Source organism: Actinoplanes subtropicus (assembly GCF_000721705.1).
Lineage (GTDB): Bacteria > Actinomycetota > Actinomycetes > Mycobacteriales > Micromonosporaceae > Actinoplanes > Actinoplanes subtropicus.
Genome location: NZ_JOJL01000058.1, coordinates 1 through 15616, shown reverse-complemented (window position 1 = coordinate 15616; position 15616 = coordinate 1). Strand labels below are relative to the sequence as shown.

The window sequence follows — 15616 nt, the reverse complement described above, 5'->3', positions numbered from 1 at the left end:
TCAACCTCCCAGTGGTGCCGGCCAGACGGGGTTGCGCACGTCTCCGGGCCGGCCCGCATCAGTCATCTCCAGCCTACGTCGGCGGTCCTTACGGCCGTCCGAGGCCGGAGCCCACAGTACTTAGGCGATGCTTGCTCGATCCAGCGGAGTCCACCATGCGGCGGGTCATTCATCTCACTCGGTTCACTAAGCTGTGACCTCGTGGACGGATATCTCGGCTCGTACGCCACGCTCGGCCTGGTGATCGGCGCTGGTGTGCTCGTCTTCGTCGGCGCCTTCTCGGCCAACCGGCTGCTTCGCCCGGGCAGTCCGGCCGAGCCGCCGGGCAAGTTCATCGCGTACGAGAGCGGCATCGACCCGGTCGGCGGGGACTGGGCGCAGGCGCAGATCCGCTACTACGTATATGCGTACCTTTATGTGCTTTTCGCCGTGGAAGCCGTTTTTCTCTTCCCGTGGGCCGTGGTCTATGACCTGCCGGGATTCGGCACGACCACGGTCATCGAGATGGCGATCTTCGTGGCGGTGCTCGCGCTGGGCATCCTCTATGCCTGGCGAAAGAAGATCCTTACCTGGACCTGACCGTACCGTGACCGTACCGACGGGGTGGCGGGCTCGCCAGGCAACGACAGGCATGCCAACATCGTGCGCATGGCGCAGCTTCTCCTCTTCATCGTGGTCGCCTTGGTGGTCGCCGCGATCGTCTTCGGCGTGACCGTGATGCTGAGCGGGGGCGACTCCGGATTGACGCCCGTCGAGCCCGATGGCCAGGCCGTGCCGCTGCCGACCGACCGTCCGCTGGACGAGGACGACATCTCCACCACCAAGTTCGACACCGCCTGGCGGGGCTACCGGATGGCCCAGGTCGACCAGGCGCTGCAGCGGGCCGCGTACGACATCGGCTACAAGGGCGAGCTGATCAGCGTGCTGGAGGCCGAGGTCGTCGCGCTGCGCGAGGGCCGGACGGCGGATGCCGACGCACTGCGCCGGGCCCGGGAGGCCGCGCTCGCGCCGTCCGCCACGCCGCCGGCCACCGATGGCCCGGTGATCGAGTTGGATACCACCACCCCGCCGCCGGACGACGAGGCACCGAAGGACGTGGCGTCCAAGGACGGGCCCGGCGCGGATGCCAAGGAGTCCGAGCCGGCAGAACCGCGGTGAGCGGCGGGTTCGACGACGCGGCCAGCCCCGGAACGGGGGAAGTCACCGCCACGGTCATCGTCAACGCGCCGGCGGCCAAGGTCTTCGCCGCGTTCCTCAACTGGGAGGGCCAGTCCCAGTGGATCCCGTTCACCAGGGTGCGGGTGGTCGAGGGCGACGGCGGCGAGGGCAGCCTGGTCGAGGCGATCACCGCGATCGGTCCGGCGTCGCTCCGCGACGAGCTGCGGGTGGTCAAGGTCAACCCCCCTTATGAGGTACGGGTGGTGCACTGCGGGAAGGTGCTGCGCGGTCCGGGCTCGGTCCGCTGTACGGCGATGTCCGGCGATCGCACCCAGGTCGTGCTGCACGAGTGGTTCCACCTGCCGGCCGGCGCCGCCGGGAAGGTCGCCTGGCCGGTGCTCTGGCCGGGCTCGAAGCTGGGCTTCACCGGTGCGCTGAAGAAGTTCGGCCGGCTGGTCGAGCAGGGCCGCCTCCCTTAGCCCGTTTTTGTCAGAGGGTGGCCCTACGGTGGTCGCCATGACAGACGAATCCGGGCTGGTGATCGGCCCCGACGGCCACGCCCGCTGCTTCTGGGGCGGCAGCACCCCCGACTACGTGGGCTATCACGACAGCGAGTGGGGTCAGCCGGTCCGCGGCGACGACGCGATCTTCGAGCGGATGAGCCTCGAGGCGTTCCAGTCCGGTCTCTCCTGGATCACGATCCTGCGGAAACGCCCGGCCTTCCGGGCCGCGTTCGACAACTTCTCGATCGACAAGGTCGCGGCGTATTCGGAGGCCGACGCCACCCGACTGATGGCCGACGTGGGCATCGTGCGCAACCGGATGAAGGTCGACGCCACCCTGCACAACGCCCGGGTCGCCGCCGACCTGCCGGACGGCATCTCCGCGCTGCTCTGGTCGTTCGCGCCGGCGCCGCGGCCGCCCCGCCCGCGCACCCGGGCCGACCTCCCCGCGACGACACCCGAGTCGGTGGCGATGGCCAAACGACTGAAAAAGCTCGGCTTCAAATTCGTCGGACCCACCACGGCGTACGCGTTGATGCAGGCCACCGGCATGGTCGACGACCACCTCGCGGGCTGCTGGGTGCCGCCGATCTCGGTCGGCGCGGCCGCGTGATGAGATGGACCGCATGGCTGTCTGGGCGGTGACCATTCCGGCGGAGCAGTGGGCGACCGAGCGCCTGTTCCACAACGAGACGGTGACGGTCGCGGGCGCGGTGGGCCGGGTGGCGCCCGACGAGCAGGTGCTGCTGGTCGCCGACGACCACGTGGTGGCCCTGACCCGAGCCACCAAAACCGACGGCGCCGGGGTCCACGGCGACGACTTGGTACTGACCTACGTGCGGCGCGCGTTCGACGACCCGGTGCCGGCCGACGGTCTGACCGCCTCGGGCGTGGCCGCCTCGGGCGTGGCCGCCTCGGGCGTGGCCGCCTCGGGCGTGGCCGCCTCGGGCGTGGCCGCCTCGGGCCGTGGACCGGTGCTTGACGGGGAGCCGGCGCCGGTCACGGGTCTGACGGCCACGGGCGGTGAGCCTGGTCTGGCCGACGGCTCGGCACTCGCCGCCGCGGGTGGTGGACCGGTGCTCGCCGCCGGTGGCGGGCCGGTCGAGGTGGAGCCGCAGGTGTTCCGCCGGCTGGCCGCGGCGCTGGGCGCCGAGCCGGGGCCGGGCACGCCGACCTGGCTGGTCAGCCTGGCCCTGCCGATCGAGGCGGCGACGCCGGCCGACGCGGTCCGCCAGTTCTGGACTCATGTGGTCGAGCTCGGGCCCCGGGAGCTGCCCGCCTACGTCTGGCCGTCCGGCGACGAGCTGGCGATGCAGGCATTCGTGCTGGGTGAGGAGGCCAACCAGGACCCGGAGGAGGACGACGAGGACTGACCCGAGGGCCTCGGGCGCGCGGGCCGGAGAAAGCGTGGTGGACGCGCCACGGCCCCGCAGCGGGAGGCTGCGAGGCCGTGGGTGCGACGCCGACGACTGTGCGAGGAAGCGGTCGGCGTCGCGATCGCGTGTCGCGGCCCTACCGAGTGCCGCGACCGCATTGGCCGCGGCCCTCTCGGGTGCCGCGACCCCGGTGGCTGCGGCCCTGCCGGGTGCCGCGACCCCGGTGGCTGCGGCCCTGCCGGGTGCCGCGACCGCATTGGCCGCGGCCCTCTCGGGAGCCGCGACCCCGGTGGCTGCGGCCCTGCCGGGTGCCGCGACCGCGGTGGCTGCGGCCCTGCCGGGTGCCGCGACCGCGGTGGCTGCGGCCCTGCCGGGTGCCGCGACCGGATTGGGGCCACCGGCCGGCTGATCGGGCCGGGTGCGGTCGGCGGCCCCGTCGGGTGTCAGCCGCCGAGGCTGGCGGCGGCCGACTTGATGGCGGCGGAGAAGTGGCTGACCTGGGTGTAGACGCCGGGCTTGTTCGGCCGGGCGCAGCCGTCCCCCCAGCTCACGATCCCCACCTGCACCCATGCCCCGGCCGAGACGGTGCGGAACATCGGGCCGCCCGAGTCGCCCTGGCAGGTGTCCACGCCGCCGGCCGTGTACCCGGCGCAGATCTCGTCGGACGCGATGATCTGGCCGTCGTACATCGATGCCGAGTTGCAGGTGGCGTCGCTGACGAACGGCACCTGAGCCTTGCGCAGGTAGCGCTGCTGTCCGCCGCCCTCCGACGTCGCGCCCCAACCGGCGATCGTGAATGTCCCCGAGTCGTACGCCGTACTCGTCGCCAGCGACAGTGTCGCCAGCCCGGTCACCGGGCTGGACAGCCGGATCAGCGCCCAGTCCTTGCCGCTCCCGTTGTAGCCGGGCGCCTGGTAGACGTAGTTCGACTTCCGCGTGATCCGGCTGCTCGACTGCAGGTCGACCACCCCGAGCGTGGCCGTGATCGACGTGTTCGTGCCGGTGCCGTCCACGCAGTGCGCCGCGGTGAGCACGATCGTCGGGCTGTACAACGCCCCGCCGCAGCCCATCGAGAGCCGCACGATGAACGGGAACTCGCCCTGCGCCGCCCGGCTCCCGCCGACGACGTTGGCCGTCGGGTCCGCGGCAGCCGGGGACGCGATCGCGCCCATCGCCGCGGCAGTGAGCACGGCGATCGCCGTACCCACCAGAATCCGCCACCTGACCATCTCGGTCCTCCCAGTCGGAAAGGCGCGCCCGGTAGGACGCGTCGGGGAGGAGCCTATAGATAGACGTCTATGAAAGTCGGGATCCCAAAACGGTCATAACACGCGAGTCAGTGGCCCTCGAAGACCGGCTTCCGCTTGGCCAGGAACGAGTCGACCGCGGCCCGGTGGTCGTCGGTGCCGCCGCAGATCGCCTGGGCCTGCGCCTCGGCCGCCAGCGCGTCGGAGAGCGTCCCGGCGTCACCCACCGAGAGCTCCCGCTTGATCGCGCCGTACGCCACCGTCGGCCCCGCCGCCAGCCGCGCGGCCAGCTCCTGCGCCACCGGCAGCACCTGGTCGTCGGCGTCGACCAGCCGGGAGAGCAGCCCGTACCGATCGGCCGTCGCGGCGTCCACCGGCTCGGCCAGCAGCAGCAGTTCGAGCGCCCGGGCGTGCCCCACGATCCGCGGCAGCGACCAGGAGACACCGGTGTCCCCGGCCAGCGCCACGTTCGCGAACGCCATCAGGAACTTCGTTGACGGCCCACCGACCCGGAAGTCGGCCAGCAGCGCCAGCGACGCGCCCGCCCCGGCCGCCATCCCGCCCACCGCGGCGACCACCGGCTTGGGCATGCTGGCCAGCCGCTGCGCGATCGGGTTGTAGTGCTGGCGTACGGTATCCAGCTCGGTCTGCCCGGATTGCAGCTGGTCGGCGTGCTCGCGCAGGTCCTGCCCGACGCAGAAGCCGCGACCCGCGCCGGTCAGCACGATCGCCCGGCAGCCGCGGTCGGTCTCCAGCGCCGCCAGCGTGTCCCGCAGCGCCTCCTTGAGGTCGACGTCGAGCGCGTTCATCGCCGCGGGCCGGTTGAGCGTGAGCGTGACAACCGCGTCATTGCGGTCGACGAGGAGGGCGTCAGTCATGTGTCTGAGAATCCCACACGTCCGGCCTTGCTGACCGATTGCAGGCAACGCTCGACGTAGCGGTCGGCGGCCGGCCGCAACCGGGTCGCGTGCCGGTCGAAGAAGCCGGCCGCGCTCACCCCCGGCCAGCGCGGCGGCAGCAGCGACGGGGGCAGTTGCGGGTCGCGGAACAGGAACGAGCGCCACGCGTGCACGAGCCGGAACCGGGCCGCGTAAGCCTCCTCGTCGCTGCTGCGGGCGTTGACCGCGCCGACCACCGGCCGGAGGTCGGCCACGAACGTCTCGTACGACTCGGCCAGCGAGGACAGGTCCCACGCCCGGCCCACCACCTCGGCGGCACCCGGCGACCCGGCCGCGTGCGCGGCGCTGAACCGCTCGTAGCCGACCCCGGCGTCGTCCAGGACGGCGTCGACCTCGTCGGCCGCCCGGGGCGCCACCCAGGCGTGCTCGCCGAGCGTGCCGTAGCCCAGATAGGAGAGCCGGCTGGCGTCTTTGCGGGCGAGCGGGCCGTGCAGCAGGATCAGATCGAAGCGCCCGTCCCAGCCGGAGCGCCCGGTGCGGTAGATCCGGGCCGCGGCCTCGTCGAGCCGGCGGGCCGCCTTCGGCGTGAGCAGATAGCCCGGTCCGGAGACCAGCCGGAGGGGGTGCAACCAGCCCTGACGCACCATCCGGGAGACCGCGGTACGGACCGCCGGCGGCGCTATTCCGAGCGGCGCGAGTAGCTTGACCAGGGCGGCGACCGGCGCGCGGCCGCCCCGCGGGCGGAGGTAGTCGCCGTACAGGTCGAAGAGTGCCGACCGCGCCTGCATGACCGCACATTGTGACAGCCCAAAAGACGATATGCTAGACGCTGTCACATCCGCCCGGGCTGGGTTTGGGTTCGCCGGTGTTCATCAGGGAAAATGTTTGATCGGCACGGTGGGCCGGGTCGCGGACAGCACGCGAATTGGCCTGCCGCCGGTCGGATAACGAGGTACCTGCGCCGCGTGGGGCTGAGCACGCGACGTTGAAGCTGAGCTAGCCGAAGAGCTGTGGCTGTGGGGAAACCCACCGACACCCTGATGTAGGTCTGAGGGGAGACGAAATGGCGGCGATGAAGCCGCGGACGGGCGATGGTCCGCTGGAGGTCACCAAGGAAGGGCGGGGCATCGTCATGCGCGTCCCGCTGGAAGGTGGTGGCCGTCTCGTCGTTGAGATGACTCCGGACGAGGCCAACGCGCTGGGTGACGCGTTGAAGTCGATCGCCGGCTGACGTTTCACGCGAGCCCGCCGGTACGGTACCGCCCGTACCGGCGGGCTTTCCACGTCTTCGCGAAAGGTCACGCTCTCGTGTTCCCGATCCGGCTCATCGTCCCCACCGGCTCACTGTCGCACGCCACGGGGAAACTGGCCGCCGAAATCGCCGCGCCGGTCCCGGTCAGCGCTTGACCGCGGTCAGCAGCCCGGCACCCGAGGGGATCACCGCCGGGATCCACTCCTCCGCCTCCCGTACGCTGCGGACCGTCTCCCGGATCGTCAGCGTGTCCACGTCCCGGGCCGCCGGGTCGCTGATCCGCCCGTTCGCCATCGCGCCGTTGACCAGCAGCACCCCGCCCGGCCGCAGCAGCCGCAGCGCCGCTTCCGCGCACGCGCCGAACTCGGTCGCGTCCGCGTCCACGAACACCAGGTCGTAGACGCCGTCGGCGAGCCGGGGCAGCACGTCCAGCGCCCGGCCGGTGATGATCCGCGTACGCGAGGAGGCGAACCCGGCCTCGAGGAAGATCCGCCGGGCGATCCGCTGGTGCTCGTTCTCGACGTCGATGGTGGTCAGCACCCCGTCGGGTCGCATACCGCGCAGCAGCCAGACGCCGCTCACCCCCGTACCCGTGCCGATCTCCACCACCGCCTTGGCGTTGCCCGCGGCAGCCAGCAGGCGCAGCACGGACCCCGCGGCCGGGGTGACACTGTCCAGGCCGAGCTCGTGGGCGAGGCCGCGCGCGGTCTGCAGCACGATGTCCTCGGCGGCGTAGGCCTCGGCGAACTGCAGCGCCGGGGCGCTCTGCGGGCCGATCGGACGGGCGGGCGGGGCGATGACGACCTCCGGGCGGGCGAGGGGATCACGTGCGGAACCGGCGTACATCGGATATGAGAGTAGAGCGGCCGTCGATGGGATAAACGGGCCGGGGCCGGGCCCACCGCGGGATCCGTGTCATTCTTGAGGGGGAGCCGGGCTCCTTGGGACCACGAGTGGGAGGCACCGACGTGACCGACGGCTGGAACGCCCGCTCCGCTCCGCCGCCCGCCGGTCCCAGGCTGCCCGCAAATGGTGCGCCGACCCAGGGGTCGGTGTGGTGGTCCGATGCGCTGGCCGACCCGTGGCGGGATCCGTACGCGCCGACCCAGGTCGTGCTGCCCTCCGCGCCGGATGGCTCCGCCCCGGCGCCGGAAAAGGTCGCCGACCCCGACGCGCCCCGCCGCTCGCTCACCCCGGTCCTGATGATCTGCCTGGTCACGGCCTTGCTGGCCGGCGCGCTGGGCAGCACCCTGACGTATACGTACCTGACCCGCAGCGGGTATGGCCGCGGCGGCGGCACCCAGCTCGGCGCGCCCCAGGCCGACCCGTCGGCGGCGGTCAACCGCGCCCCCGACTCGCTGGCCGGCGTCGCCAAGAAGGTGCAGCCGAGCGTGGTGACCGTGCACGTCACCGGCGCGATCGGCTCCGGCTTCGTGGTCTCCGCCGACGGGTACGTGATCACCAACGACCACGTGGTGGAGTCCGGCAGCGACAACATGTCGGTGTCCTTCATCGATGGCACCACGGCCAAGGCGAGCCTGGTCGGCCGCGACCCCGAGTCGGACGTCGCGGTGATCAAGGTGGCCAGGTCCGGGCTCTCCCCGGTCACGCTCGGCAACTCGGACGCGATCGCGGTCGGCGACCCGGTGCTGGCCGTGGGCTCGCCGCTGGGCCTGGAAAACACCGTGACCGCCGGCATCGTCAGCGCGCTCGACCGTACGTTGGAGTCCGGCGAGCCGGGCGGCACCACCCGCTACTACGCGGCGATCCAGACCGACGCCGCGGTCAACCAGGGCAACTCCGGCGGCCCGCTGGTCAACGCGGCCGGCCAGGTGATCGGGATGAACTCGGTGATCCGCTCGCTGAGCAGCACCGAGGCCGACGCCGGCAACATCGGTATCGCCTTCGCCATCCCGATCAACCAGGCCAAGCGCCTGGCCGGCGACATCATCGACCACGGCAAGGCCCGCCGTACGGTGATCGGCGCCGAGGTCGTCACCGGCAATGCCACCGTGACCGGCGCCCGGCTGCGTACCGTCGAGCCGTCCGGCCCGGCCGCCGCCGCCGGCCTCAAACCGGGTGACGTGATCACCAAGCTCGACCACCACGTGCTGGTCGACGGCACCGACCTGATCGCCCTCGTGCGCAAGTACGCGCCGGGCACGGTGGTGCCGATCGAGTACCGCCGCGGCAGCAAGACCTCGACGGCTTCGGTGACGCTCGTCGCGGACAACAATTGATCCCCGGGGCAGGGGTGTGACAGCCCGATCGCGTGCGTACGCTTGGCGCGGAGCTTAGGGAGGCCCCCGCATGTTCGAGAACCTGAACTGGTGGGAAGTCGGCGCGCTGTTGCTGCTCGCCCTGCTTATCTTCGGTGAGCGCCTGCCCAAGGTGATCGGCGACGGCCTGCGCATGCTGCGCGGCCTGCGCGCGATGGCGCAGAACGCGACCTCCGACCTGAACAAGGAGCTCGGCACCGACCTCCAGCTGCAAGATCTGCATCCGAAGGCGTTCATTCGGAAGCACCTGCTCAGCGAGGAGGAAGAGGAGGCGCTCCGCAAGCCGCTCCAGGGCCTCTTCGAGGACGTCAAGAGCGACCTGAACGGCGTGAAGACCGACCTGAACCAGGTGGCGGCCGCCGCGGACATCAAACGTCCCGCGACGCCCGGCACCTCCGTCGAGCAGCGCCCGGCCCAGGCCTTCGACCTGGACGCTACGTAAAGGTATTTACCGCCGCGCGGTGACGGTGAGGCCCAAGGGCTTGCCGACCAGCGAGTCACGGCGGACGGCGAGCCGCGCGGCCACCTCGTCGAGGGCCTTCGCCGCCGGCGCGTCCGGGTCGGCCAGCACGATCGGCTCGCCCGCGTCGCCGGCCTCGCGCACCCGGGTGTCCAGCGGCACCTGACCGAGCAGCGGCACCGCGGCGCCCACCGTACGGGTCAGCGAGTCGGCCACGGTCTGCCCACCGCCGGCCCCGAAGACCTCCATCCGCGAGCCGTCCGGCAGCTCCAGCCAGGACATGTTCTCCACCACGCCGAGCAGCCGCTGGTGGGTCTGCAGCGCGATCGCGCCGGCCCGCTCGGCCACCTCGGCCGCGGCCGCCTGCGGGGTGGTCACCACCAGGATCTCCGCGTTCGGCAGGAGCTGGGCCAGCGAGATCGCCACGTCGCCGGTGCCCGGCGGCAGGTCGAGCAGCAACACGTCCAGGTCGCCCCAGTAGACGTCGGCGAGGAACTGCTGCAGCGCTCGGTGCAGCATCGGCCCGCGCCAGACCACCGCCGCGTTCCCGGCGGTGAACATGCCGATCGAGATCACCTTCACGCCGTGCGACTGCGGCGGCATGATCATGTCTTCCACCCGGGTGGGCCGGCCGTCGACACCCAGCATCCGCGGCACCGAGTGGCCGTAGATGTCCGCGTCGATGACGCCGACCGAGAGCCCGCGCTTGGCCAGGGCCGCGGCCAGATTGACGGTCACGCTCGACTTGCCGACGCCGCCCTTGCCGCTGGCCACCGCGTACACCCTCGTCCGGGAGCCCGGCTGGGCGAACGGAATGACCGGTTCCGCGGACGCGGCACCACCGCGCAGCGTGGTCTGCAGCGCCTTGCGCTGGTCCTCGGACATCACGCCGAAATCGATGCTCACCGTGGTGATCCCGGGGATCCTGGTGAGTGCGGCGGTGATGTCCGCATTGAGCTTGTCGCGCAGCGGGCAACCGGCCACGGTGAGCAGCAGCTCGACCTTGACCAGGCCGTTCGCAACGGTGAAGCCCTTGACCATGCCGAGGTCGGTGATCGGGCGGCGGATCTCGGGGTCGTCGACCGTGGCCAATGCGGCCTGGATCGCGTCCTCGAGTGTGGGGGCGGGAGCGGACATGGGTTCGAGGTTACTCGGTGGTCAGGGGCGGTCTGTCTCCTCCCACTCCAAGCGCGCCCGCTTCTCCCGCCGGAGGGCCGCCTCGTCCAGTTCATCGGCCAGCCGGGCCAGCTCGTTGCGAAGAAAGTCACGCGTGGCCACCTCGCCGAGCGCGATACGCAGCGAGGCGATCTCGCGGGCCAGGTACTCGGTGTCCGCCTTCTGCATCGCCGCGCGCCGCCGGTCCTCCTCGGCGGCCAGGCGATCGCGGTCGGTCTGCCGGTTCTGCGCGAGCAGGATCAACGGCGCCGCGTAGGACGCCTGCAAGGACAACACCAAGGTCAAGAACGTGAAGGTGTACGGGTCGAAGCGCAGCCCTTTCGGCGCCAGCGTGTTCCACGCGAACCAGGCGCCGATCACGACCGTCATCCAGACGATGAACTGCGCCGTCCCCATGTACCGCGCGATCGCCTCCGACCAGCGCCCGAACGTCTCCGCGTTGAACCGGGGCAGCCGGACCCGGCCCGGCTCGACCGGCTGGTCCAAACGGTCCAGGCGCTCCCGCCGCGGCTCGGCGCTCACGGCTCGACCCGCTCATCGGCGGCGACCGCGGCGGCGATCTCGGCGTGCTCCTCGGGGCCCAGCGTGTCCCGATCGCGCCAGTCCCGCGGCAGCGAATGGTCGAGCACGTCGTCGACGGTCACCGCGCCGAGCAGCCGGTGTGTGCTGTCCACCACCGGGATCGCCACCAGGTCGTACGTCGCCATCCGCTTGGTCACCTCGGCCAGCGTGACCTCCGGGCGCAGCGGCTCCAGATCGCTGTCGACCAGGCCGCCGAGCATCGACGCGGGCGGCTCGCGCAGCAGCCGCTGGAAATGCACCATCCCGAGATACTTACCCGTCGGCGTGGCCGAGGGCGCGCGCGCCACGAAGACCTGAGCCGCGACCACCGGGGAGAGCTCCGGCTCACGGATGCGGGCCAGCGCCTCGGCGACCGTCGCGTCCGGTGTGAGGATCACCGGCTCCGAGGTCATCACGGCGCCCGCGGTGCCCTCCTGGTAGTGCATCAGCTGGCGGACCGGGGCCGCCTCCTCCGGCTCCATCAGGTCGAGCAGTACCGTCTGCTCGACCTTGGGCAGCTCACCGAGCAGGTCGGCGGCGTCGTCCGGATCCATCCGCTCGAGCACGTCGGCGGCCCGTTCCCGGTCGAGGTGCACAAGGATCTCCACCTGATCGTGTTCGGGCAGCTCCTCGAGCACGTCGGCCAGCGTACGATCGCTCATCGCGGCGGCCACTTCGTTACGCCGGGCGTCCGGCAGGTCCTGCAGCGCGTTCGCCATGTCGGCCGGGCGCATCTGTTCGAGCAGGGCCAGCAGGTTCGAGGTGCCCTGGGTGTCGGTCGGGCCGAACAGGTTCCGGATCCGCTCGTACTCCGCCTGGTAGACGTGCCCGCGCCGGGTGAGCCGGCCGGTGTGCTCGCGCACCGCGACCCGGGTGACCAGCCACTCGTTGCTGCGGTTCTGCTCCATGCCGATGTCCACGACGTTGCCCGTCGTGCCCGGCCCGTCGCCGTCCTCCGGCATCACCGTCACCCGGCGGTCGAGCAGGTCCTCCACCACGAGCAGCTCGTTCGGCCGTTTCTCGAAGCGGCGCAGGTTGAGCGTGCCGGTGCTGAGCACGACCGCCTCGGCGTCCATCGAGATCACCCGGCCGATCGGCAGGAAGATCCGCCGGCGCAGCGCCATCTCGGCGACCAGCCCGACGATCTGCGGGGGCCGGTTCGTGGTGCGCAGCCGGACCACCGCGTCCCGCACGCGGCCCACCCGGTCGCCGTTCGGATCGAAGACGCCCAGGCCGGCCAGCCGGGCCAGATAAACCCGCGTCCCCATGGTCACAGCCCAAGCCTAGGTTAGGGTCCGGACATGTCCACCGTGGCGTACGAGATCGTCGACGTGTTCACCGACCGCCCCTTCGCGGGCAACCCACTAGCCGTGGTCTACGGCGCCGCTGACCTGGCCACCGACCAGATGCACGCGCTGGCCCGCGAGTTCAACCTGGCCGAGACCGTCTTCGTGCTCCCACCGACCGGCCCGGCGACCTATCGCGCGCGCATCTTCACCCCGGAGAGCGAGCTGCCGTTCGCCGGCCACCCGAGCGTCGGCGCCGCGGTCACCTCGATGCGCCGCGGTCTCCTCCCGCCGGGCGACGTGCTGCAGGAGTGCGGCGCCGGCCTGCTGCCGATCACGGTGCGCGAGTCCGGCTCGGCCACCCTGACCGGTGGCGAGCCGACGCTGGGCGAGGCGCTGGACCCGCTGCCGCTGCTGACCGCGTGCGGCCTGACGGCCGAGGACCACGAACTGGCCGGGCTAGCTGCCCCACGTTCCGCCGGGTGCGGCTTGAGCTGGCTGTTTCTGCCCGTACGCCGAGAAGCCCTCGCCCGCATCCGGGTCGACAACGCGGCCGCGGAGAAGGCCGGTCTCACCGAGGTCTGCGTCTTCTCCTGGGCCGGCGGCGAGGCACACGCCCGGGTCCTCTGTCCCGGCACGGCCGTCCCGGAGGACCCGGCAACCGGCTCGGCGGCGCTGGGCCTGGGTGTGTGGCTGGTCGGCGCCGGCCTGCTGCCGGCCGACGGCACTTCGCCCTACCGGATCCACCAAGGCATCGAGATGAAGCGCCCGTCGCTGCTGGACTGCACGGTCACCGCCACCGCCGGGGTAGCTACTTCGGCCACCGTGACCGGCCATGTGTGCCCGATCGCGAAGGGCGAGATCGCCGTCCCGCCCTTCATCGGCTGACGGATCAGGAGCCGCGGACGCGGTGCAGCCGGTAGGGGCGCCTCGTCTCGTTGCGGGCCGGGGTCGGCCGGGGCACCGCCGCGCCGGAGTCGGCGGGCAGGTCGGGGGCGGTCTTGTCCTGCTCGGGCGTCAGCCGAACGACCGCACAACCCGTCTCGGCCCACCGCGCCACCACCTCGTCGGCGGTGCCCGAGGCGTTCAGCCGCTTCTGAGCCAACTGCGGGGCGACCGTGCTCCACTCCTCGGTGCCCGGCCTCAGGCGGGTCGCGGTCATCTCGGCGATCACAATGAGCCCGCCGTTGTCGCCACGCAGCCGGACCGTGGCCCGGGACGCGCCAGCCAGGTCGGGCGCGAACTGCTCCCCGGGCCCGGTCACCACGATCAGCGACCCGTCGAGCGGCAGGCACCAGACACCAACGGCCGGCCCGTCCCCGACGGAAACCCAGGCCAGCGCCGCCTTCTTGAGCGCCTCTTCCAAGACCGCAGACGTCACCGAGCCATCCTCCCACGCGCCCGTCGCTCAGCGCCCGCCCTGCTACTCACGACGCCACCGCTCTGGCCATCGCAAGGATGGTGAGTTTGTGTTCGCTCCGAACAGCGCCTTCTCTAGATCGAGCGGGACGTTGCCGCGGGCCCGGAGCGCGAACGGTGTCTGGCTAAGGGGTGGGCATCGGGGTGGGGTGGAGGTGGCTGTGGTCGATCAGGGTGATTACCTCGGTCAGGGAGCGGACGGTGTGGCCGGCGAAGTTGGTGTCGGCGTCGTAGACCAGATGGTGGATCAGGTCGGGGGCGGCCAGGCGGACCGGGGTCATGCCGACGGCGGCGGCGCCGGTCAGTTCGTTGCTGCCGCCGTCGCCGATGTACAGGCACTCGCTGGGCAGCAGGTCCAGTTCGTCGCAGGCGGCCAGGTAGATGGCCGGGTCGGGCTTGCAGACGCCCAGCCGTACGGAATAGATCGCGGCGTCCAGCAGGGGGGCCACCGGCAACTGCGGGAGGAAGGCGGGCAACTCGTGGGTGCAGTCGCTGACCACGGCGGTGGCCAGGCCCCGCCGGCGGAGCGCGGTGAGCACGGTGACCGCGTCGGCCCGTAGCCGGGTGTCGGCCCTCAGCGCGTTGACCCGGGCCGGGACGCCGGCGCGTACCTGGGCCTCGCGGGGGCGGCCGCCGGCCTGTTCGATGACCCACCGTAGGGTGGCCTCGGCGGAGCCGTACCGGCCCCGGGCGCGTGCCCGGAAGGTGCGGTCGAGCACACCGGTCACCGCGTCGGGGTCGGCGCCGAGAGATCGGGCGATCTCGGCGTGCTGGGGGCCGCGTTGGACCGCGCGGGTCAGGGTGCCGAAAAAATCAAAGACGACCGCACGGTACGCGGGCACGGTGAATCAGCCTCCCCGGGGCTAGGTGATCAAGAGGACGGACAACCTCGGTGACTGTAGTCGCGGCGTCACTTTCCGTTCAATAGCAGGCTGCAAAGATGCTGAGAAACTCTGCAAGAAACGCAACAAGCGACGGCCGGGGATGAATACGCGCTCACCACGCCTACGGCCTGGATTGACGACGGCTCTCGCGCTCGTCGTCGCCGTGCTAGCCGTCTCGTCGTCGGCGCCGTTGATCGCGTTCGCGGCCGCTCCGGCCCTGGCCATCGCGTTTTGGCGGAACGGGCTGGCGGCCGTGGCGCTCACCCCGGTGACCCTCGGGCCCCGCCGGGGCGAGCTTGCCGGGGCCACCCGCCGGGCGGTGACTTTTTGCCTTCTGGCCGGGGTGGCGCTTGCAGCACATTTCGCAACATGGATGCCAAGCGTCCAGCTCGGCTCGGTGGCGACGGCCACCGCGCTGGTCGCCACGCAGCCGGTCTGGCAGGGATTGATCGCGGCCGCGCAGGGACGGCGCCCGTCGGCGGCCGGCTGGGTCGGCATCGGGCTGGCGGTGGCGGGGGCGGCCTGGGCGACCGGGGTGGACGTCGGGGTGTCCGGGCGCGCGGTGCTGGCCGACGTGCTGGCGCTGCTGGGCGCGGTGGCGGCGGCGGTCTACACGGCGCTGGGTGAGCAGGCCCGGGCCACGCTGAGCACGACGACGTACACCTGGATCTGCTATGGCACCTGCGCGGTGTTCCTGCTGGTGATCTGCCTGGTCGGGGGAGTGGACCTGGCCGGGTACGACGGACGCACCTGGGCGGCGATCCTCGCGCTGGTGGCCGGGGCCCAGCTGCTGGGGCACTCGATGTTCAACTACGCGCTGCACCACACGTCGGCGACCACGGTCAGCGTGCTGATCCTGCTGGAGGTGCCCGGCGCCGCCCTGCTCGCCTGGGTCTGGCTCGGCCAGCGGCCCCGCCTCGACGCCCTGCCCGGCCTGTTGCTGTTGCTGGCGGGGGTGGTGGTCGTGATTCTCGGCGCGACCCGGGCCAACCGGCCGACGGTGGATCCGGCCCTCACCGACTGACCAACGTAAGAGCCCGTTGTCAAGTCGGGTGATTGGTGTTGGTTGATCAGGTTTGTTCCCTGGTGATGCTGGTAGTGGTGTCGTGCTGGGCC

At 71.7% G+C, this 15616-nt stretch carries 19 protein-coding genes; 10 read left to right on the top strand and 9 right to left on the bottom strand.

Annotated features, from left to right (window positions below):
* Positions 1-201 precede the first annotated feature (201 nt).
* The 5 genes from ndhC to IH26_RS63640 all read left to right on the top strand — a co-directional run bounded on the left by ndhC (position 202) and on the right by IH26_RS63640 (position 3034).
* A complete protein-coding gene (gene ndhC / locus IH26_RS0149100; protein WP_030443213.1) occupies positions 202-579 on the top strand; it encodes an NADH-quinone oxidoreductase subunit A in 378 nt (125 codons plus the stop codon).
* A 69-nt stretch (positions 580-648) separates the two neighbouring features.
* Positions 649-1158 (top strand): DivIVA domain-containing protein, encoded by a 510-nt coding sequence (locus IH26_RS0149095; RefSeq protein ID WP_030443212.1) that lies wholly within the window; start codon positions 649-651, stop codon positions 1156-1158.
* Complete coding sequence (locus IH26_RS0149090; RefSeq protein ID WP_030443211.1) at positions 1155-1637, top strand: SRPBCC family protein; 483 nt, start codon at positions 1155-1157, stop codon at positions 1635-1637. The genes IH26_RS0149095 and IH26_RS0149090 overlap by 4 nt, the downstream gene beginning before the upstream one ends.
* Positions 1638-1674: 37 nt before the next feature.
* A complete protein-coding gene (locus IH26_RS0149085; protein ID WP_030443210.1) occupies positions 1675-2274 on the top strand; it encodes a DNA-3-methyladenine glycosylase I in 600 nt (199 codons plus the stop codon).
* 13 nt (positions 2275-2287) lie between these two features.
* Positions 2288-3034, top strand: a complete 747-nt coding sequence (locus IH26_RS63640) for a hypothetical protein (protein ID WP_030443209.1) — start codon at positions 2288-2290, stop codon at positions 3032-3034.
* A gap of 446 nt (positions 3035-3480) precedes the next feature.
* Here the strand turns inward: IH26_RS63640 and IH26_RS0149070 are convergent, their stop codons facing one another.
* The 3 genes from IH26_RS0149070 to IH26_RS0149060 form a co-directional block, all read right to left on the bottom strand.
* Positions 3481-4266, bottom strand: a complete 786-nt coding sequence (locus IH26_RS0149070; RefSeq protein ID WP_030443207.1) for a S1 family peptidase — start codon at positions 4264-4266, stop codon at positions 3481-3483.
* Between the two features lie 107 nt (positions 4267-4373).
* The gene (locus tag IH26_RS0149065; protein ID WP_030443206.1) at positions 4374-5162 is read right to left on the bottom strand and encodes an enoyl-CoA hydratase-related protein; all 789 of its coding nucleotides are present in this window, start codon (positions 5160-5162) and stop codon (positions 4374-4376) included.
* On the bottom strand, positions 5159-5971 hold the full coding sequence (locus IH26_RS0149060; RefSeq protein ID WP_030443205.1) for a PaaX family transcriptional regulator: 813 nt from the start codon (positions 5969-5971) through the stop codon (positions 5159-5161). The genes IH26_RS0149065 and IH26_RS0149060 overlap by 4 nt, the downstream gene beginning before the upstream one ends.
* A gap of 275 nt (positions 5972-6246) precedes the next feature.
* Between IH26_RS0149060 and IH26_RS59090 the strand changes: the two genes are divergently transcribed.
* Positions 6247-6414 (top strand): DUF3117 domain-containing protein, encoded by a 168-nt coding sequence (locus IH26_RS59090; RefSeq protein WP_014447667.1) that lies wholly within the window; start codon positions 6247-6249, stop codon positions 6412-6414.
* Positions 6415-6579: 165 nt separating this feature from the next.
* Here the strand turns inward: IH26_RS59090 and IH26_RS0149045 are convergent, their stop codons facing one another.
* Complete coding sequence (locus tag IH26_RS0149045) at positions 6580-7152, bottom strand: O-methyltransferase (protein ID WP_030443204.1); 573 nt, start codon at positions 7150-7152, stop codon at positions 6580-6582.
* A gap of 251 nt (positions 7153-7403) precedes the next feature.
* Here IH26_RS0149045 and IH26_RS0149040 point away from each other — a divergent pair, with 251 nt between their 5' ends.
* Positions 7404-8675 (top strand): S1C family serine protease, encoded by a 1272-nt coding sequence (locus IH26_RS0149040; protein ID WP_030443203.1) that lies wholly within the window; start codon positions 7404-7406, stop codon positions 8673-8675.
* Between the two features lie 70 nt (positions 8676-8745).
* Positions 8746-9156, top strand: coding sequence for a twin-arginine translocase TatA/TatE family subunit (locus tag IH26_RS0149035; protein WP_030443202.1), 411 nt, complete (start codon positions 8746-8748; stop codon positions 9154-9156).
* A 6-nt stretch (positions 9157-9162) separates the two neighbouring features.
* Here IH26_RS0149035 and IH26_RS0149030 read toward each other — a convergent pair whose 3' ends face one another.
* The 3 genes from IH26_RS0149030 to IH26_RS0149020 are packed head-to-tail and all read right to left on the bottom strand — an operon-like array spanning position 9163 to position 12179.
* Positions 9163-10311, bottom strand: a complete 1149-nt coding sequence (locus IH26_RS0149030) for an Mrp/NBP35 family ATP-binding protein (protein WP_030443201.1) — start codon at positions 10309-10311, stop codon at positions 9163-9165.
* A 21-nt stretch (positions 10312-10332) separates the two neighbouring features.
* Positions 10333-10872 (bottom strand): DUF1003 domain-containing protein, encoded by a 540-nt coding sequence (locus IH26_RS0149025; protein WP_030443200.1) that lies wholly within the window; start codon positions 10870-10872, stop codon positions 10333-10335.
* Positions 10869-12179, bottom strand: coding sequence for a magnesium transporter MgtE N-terminal domain-containing protein (locus tag IH26_RS0149020; RefSeq protein WP_425394475.1), 1311 nt, complete (start codon positions 12177-12179; stop codon positions 10869-10871). Before IH26_RS0149020 ends, IH26_RS0149025 begins: the two co-directional genes overlap by 4 nt.
* Before the next feature lie 33 nt (positions 12180-12212).
* Between IH26_RS0149020 and IH26_RS0149015 the strand changes: the two genes are divergently transcribed.
* Positions 12213-13085 (top strand): PhzF family phenazine biosynthesis protein, encoded by an 873-nt coding sequence (locus tag IH26_RS0149015; RefSeq protein WP_030443198.1) that lies wholly within the window; start codon positions 12213-12215, stop codon positions 13083-13085.
* Positions 13086-13089: 4 nt separating this feature from the next.
* On the opposite strand, the gene IH26_RS0149010 is transcribed toward IH26_RS0149015, so the two are convergent.
* Positions 13090-13578, bottom strand: a complete 489-nt coding sequence (locus IH26_RS0149010; protein WP_030443197.1) for a hypothetical protein — start codon at positions 13576-13578, stop codon at positions 13090-13092.
* 163 nt (positions 13579-13741) lie between these two features.
* A complete protein-coding gene (locus IH26_RS0149005) occupies positions 13742-14458 on the bottom strand; it encodes an HAD family hydrolase (protein ID WP_030443196.1) in 717 nt (238 codons plus the stop codon).
* A gap of 142 nt (positions 14459-14600) precedes the next feature.
* Between IH26_RS0149005 and IH26_RS0149000 the strand changes: the two genes are divergently transcribed.
* A complete protein-coding gene (locus IH26_RS0149000; protein ID WP_030443195.1) occupies positions 14601-15524 on the top strand; it encodes a DMT family transporter in 924 nt (307 codons plus the stop codon).
* Positions 15525-15616 lie beyond the last annotated feature (92 nt).

Bases quoted from the DNA above. Each gene is read 5' to 3' on its own strand.
- IH26_RS0149065 (WP_030443206.1), bottom strand. From the start codon at position 5,162: ATGACTGACGCCCTCCTCGTCGACCGCAATGACGCGGTTGTCACGCTC.
- IH26_RS0149085 (WP_030443210.1), top strand. From the start codon at position 1,675: ATGACAGACGAATCCGGGCTGGTGATCGGCCCCGACGGCCACGCCCGC.
- IH26_RS0149015 (WP_030443198.1), top strand. From the start codon at position 12,213: ATGTCCACCGTGGCGTACGAGATCGTCGACGTGTTCACCGACCGCCCC.
- IH26_RS0149035 (WP_030443202.1), top strand. From the start codon at position 8,746: ATGTTCGAGAACCTGAACTGGTGGGAAGTCGGCGCGCTGTTGCTGCTC.
- IH26_RS0149060 (WP_030443205.1), bottom strand. From the start codon at position 5,971: ATGCAGGCGCGGTCGGCACTCTTCGACCTGTACGGCGACTACCTCCGC.
- IH26_RS0149020 (WP_425394475.1), bottom strand. From the start codon at position 12,179: ATGGGGACGCGGGTTTATCTGGCCCGGCTGGCCGGCCTGGGCGTCTTC.
- IH26_RS0149030 (WP_030443201.1), bottom strand. From the start codon at position 10,311: ATGTCCGCTCCCGCCCCCACACTCGAGGACGCGATCCAGGCCGCATTG.
- IH26_RS59090 (WP_014447667.1), top strand. From the start codon at position 6,247: ATGGCGGCGATGAAGCCGCGGACGGGCGATGGTCCGCTGGAGGTCACC.
- IH26_RS63640 (WP_030443209.1), top strand. From the start codon at position 2,288: ATGGCTGTCTGGGCGGTGACCATTCCGGCGGAGCAGTGGGCGACCGAG.
- IH26_RS0149095 (WP_030443212.1), top strand. From the start codon at position 649: ATGGCGCAGCTTCTCCTCTTCATCGTGGTCGCCTTGGTGGTCGCCGCG.
- IH26_RS0149070 (WP_030443207.1), bottom strand. From the start codon at position 4,266: ATGGTCAGGTGGCGGATTCTGGTGGGTACGGCGATCGCCGTGCTCACT.
- IH26_RS0149000 (WP_030443195.1), top strand. From the start codon at position 14,601: ATGAATACGCGCTCACCACGCCTACGGCCTGGATTGACGACGGCTCTC.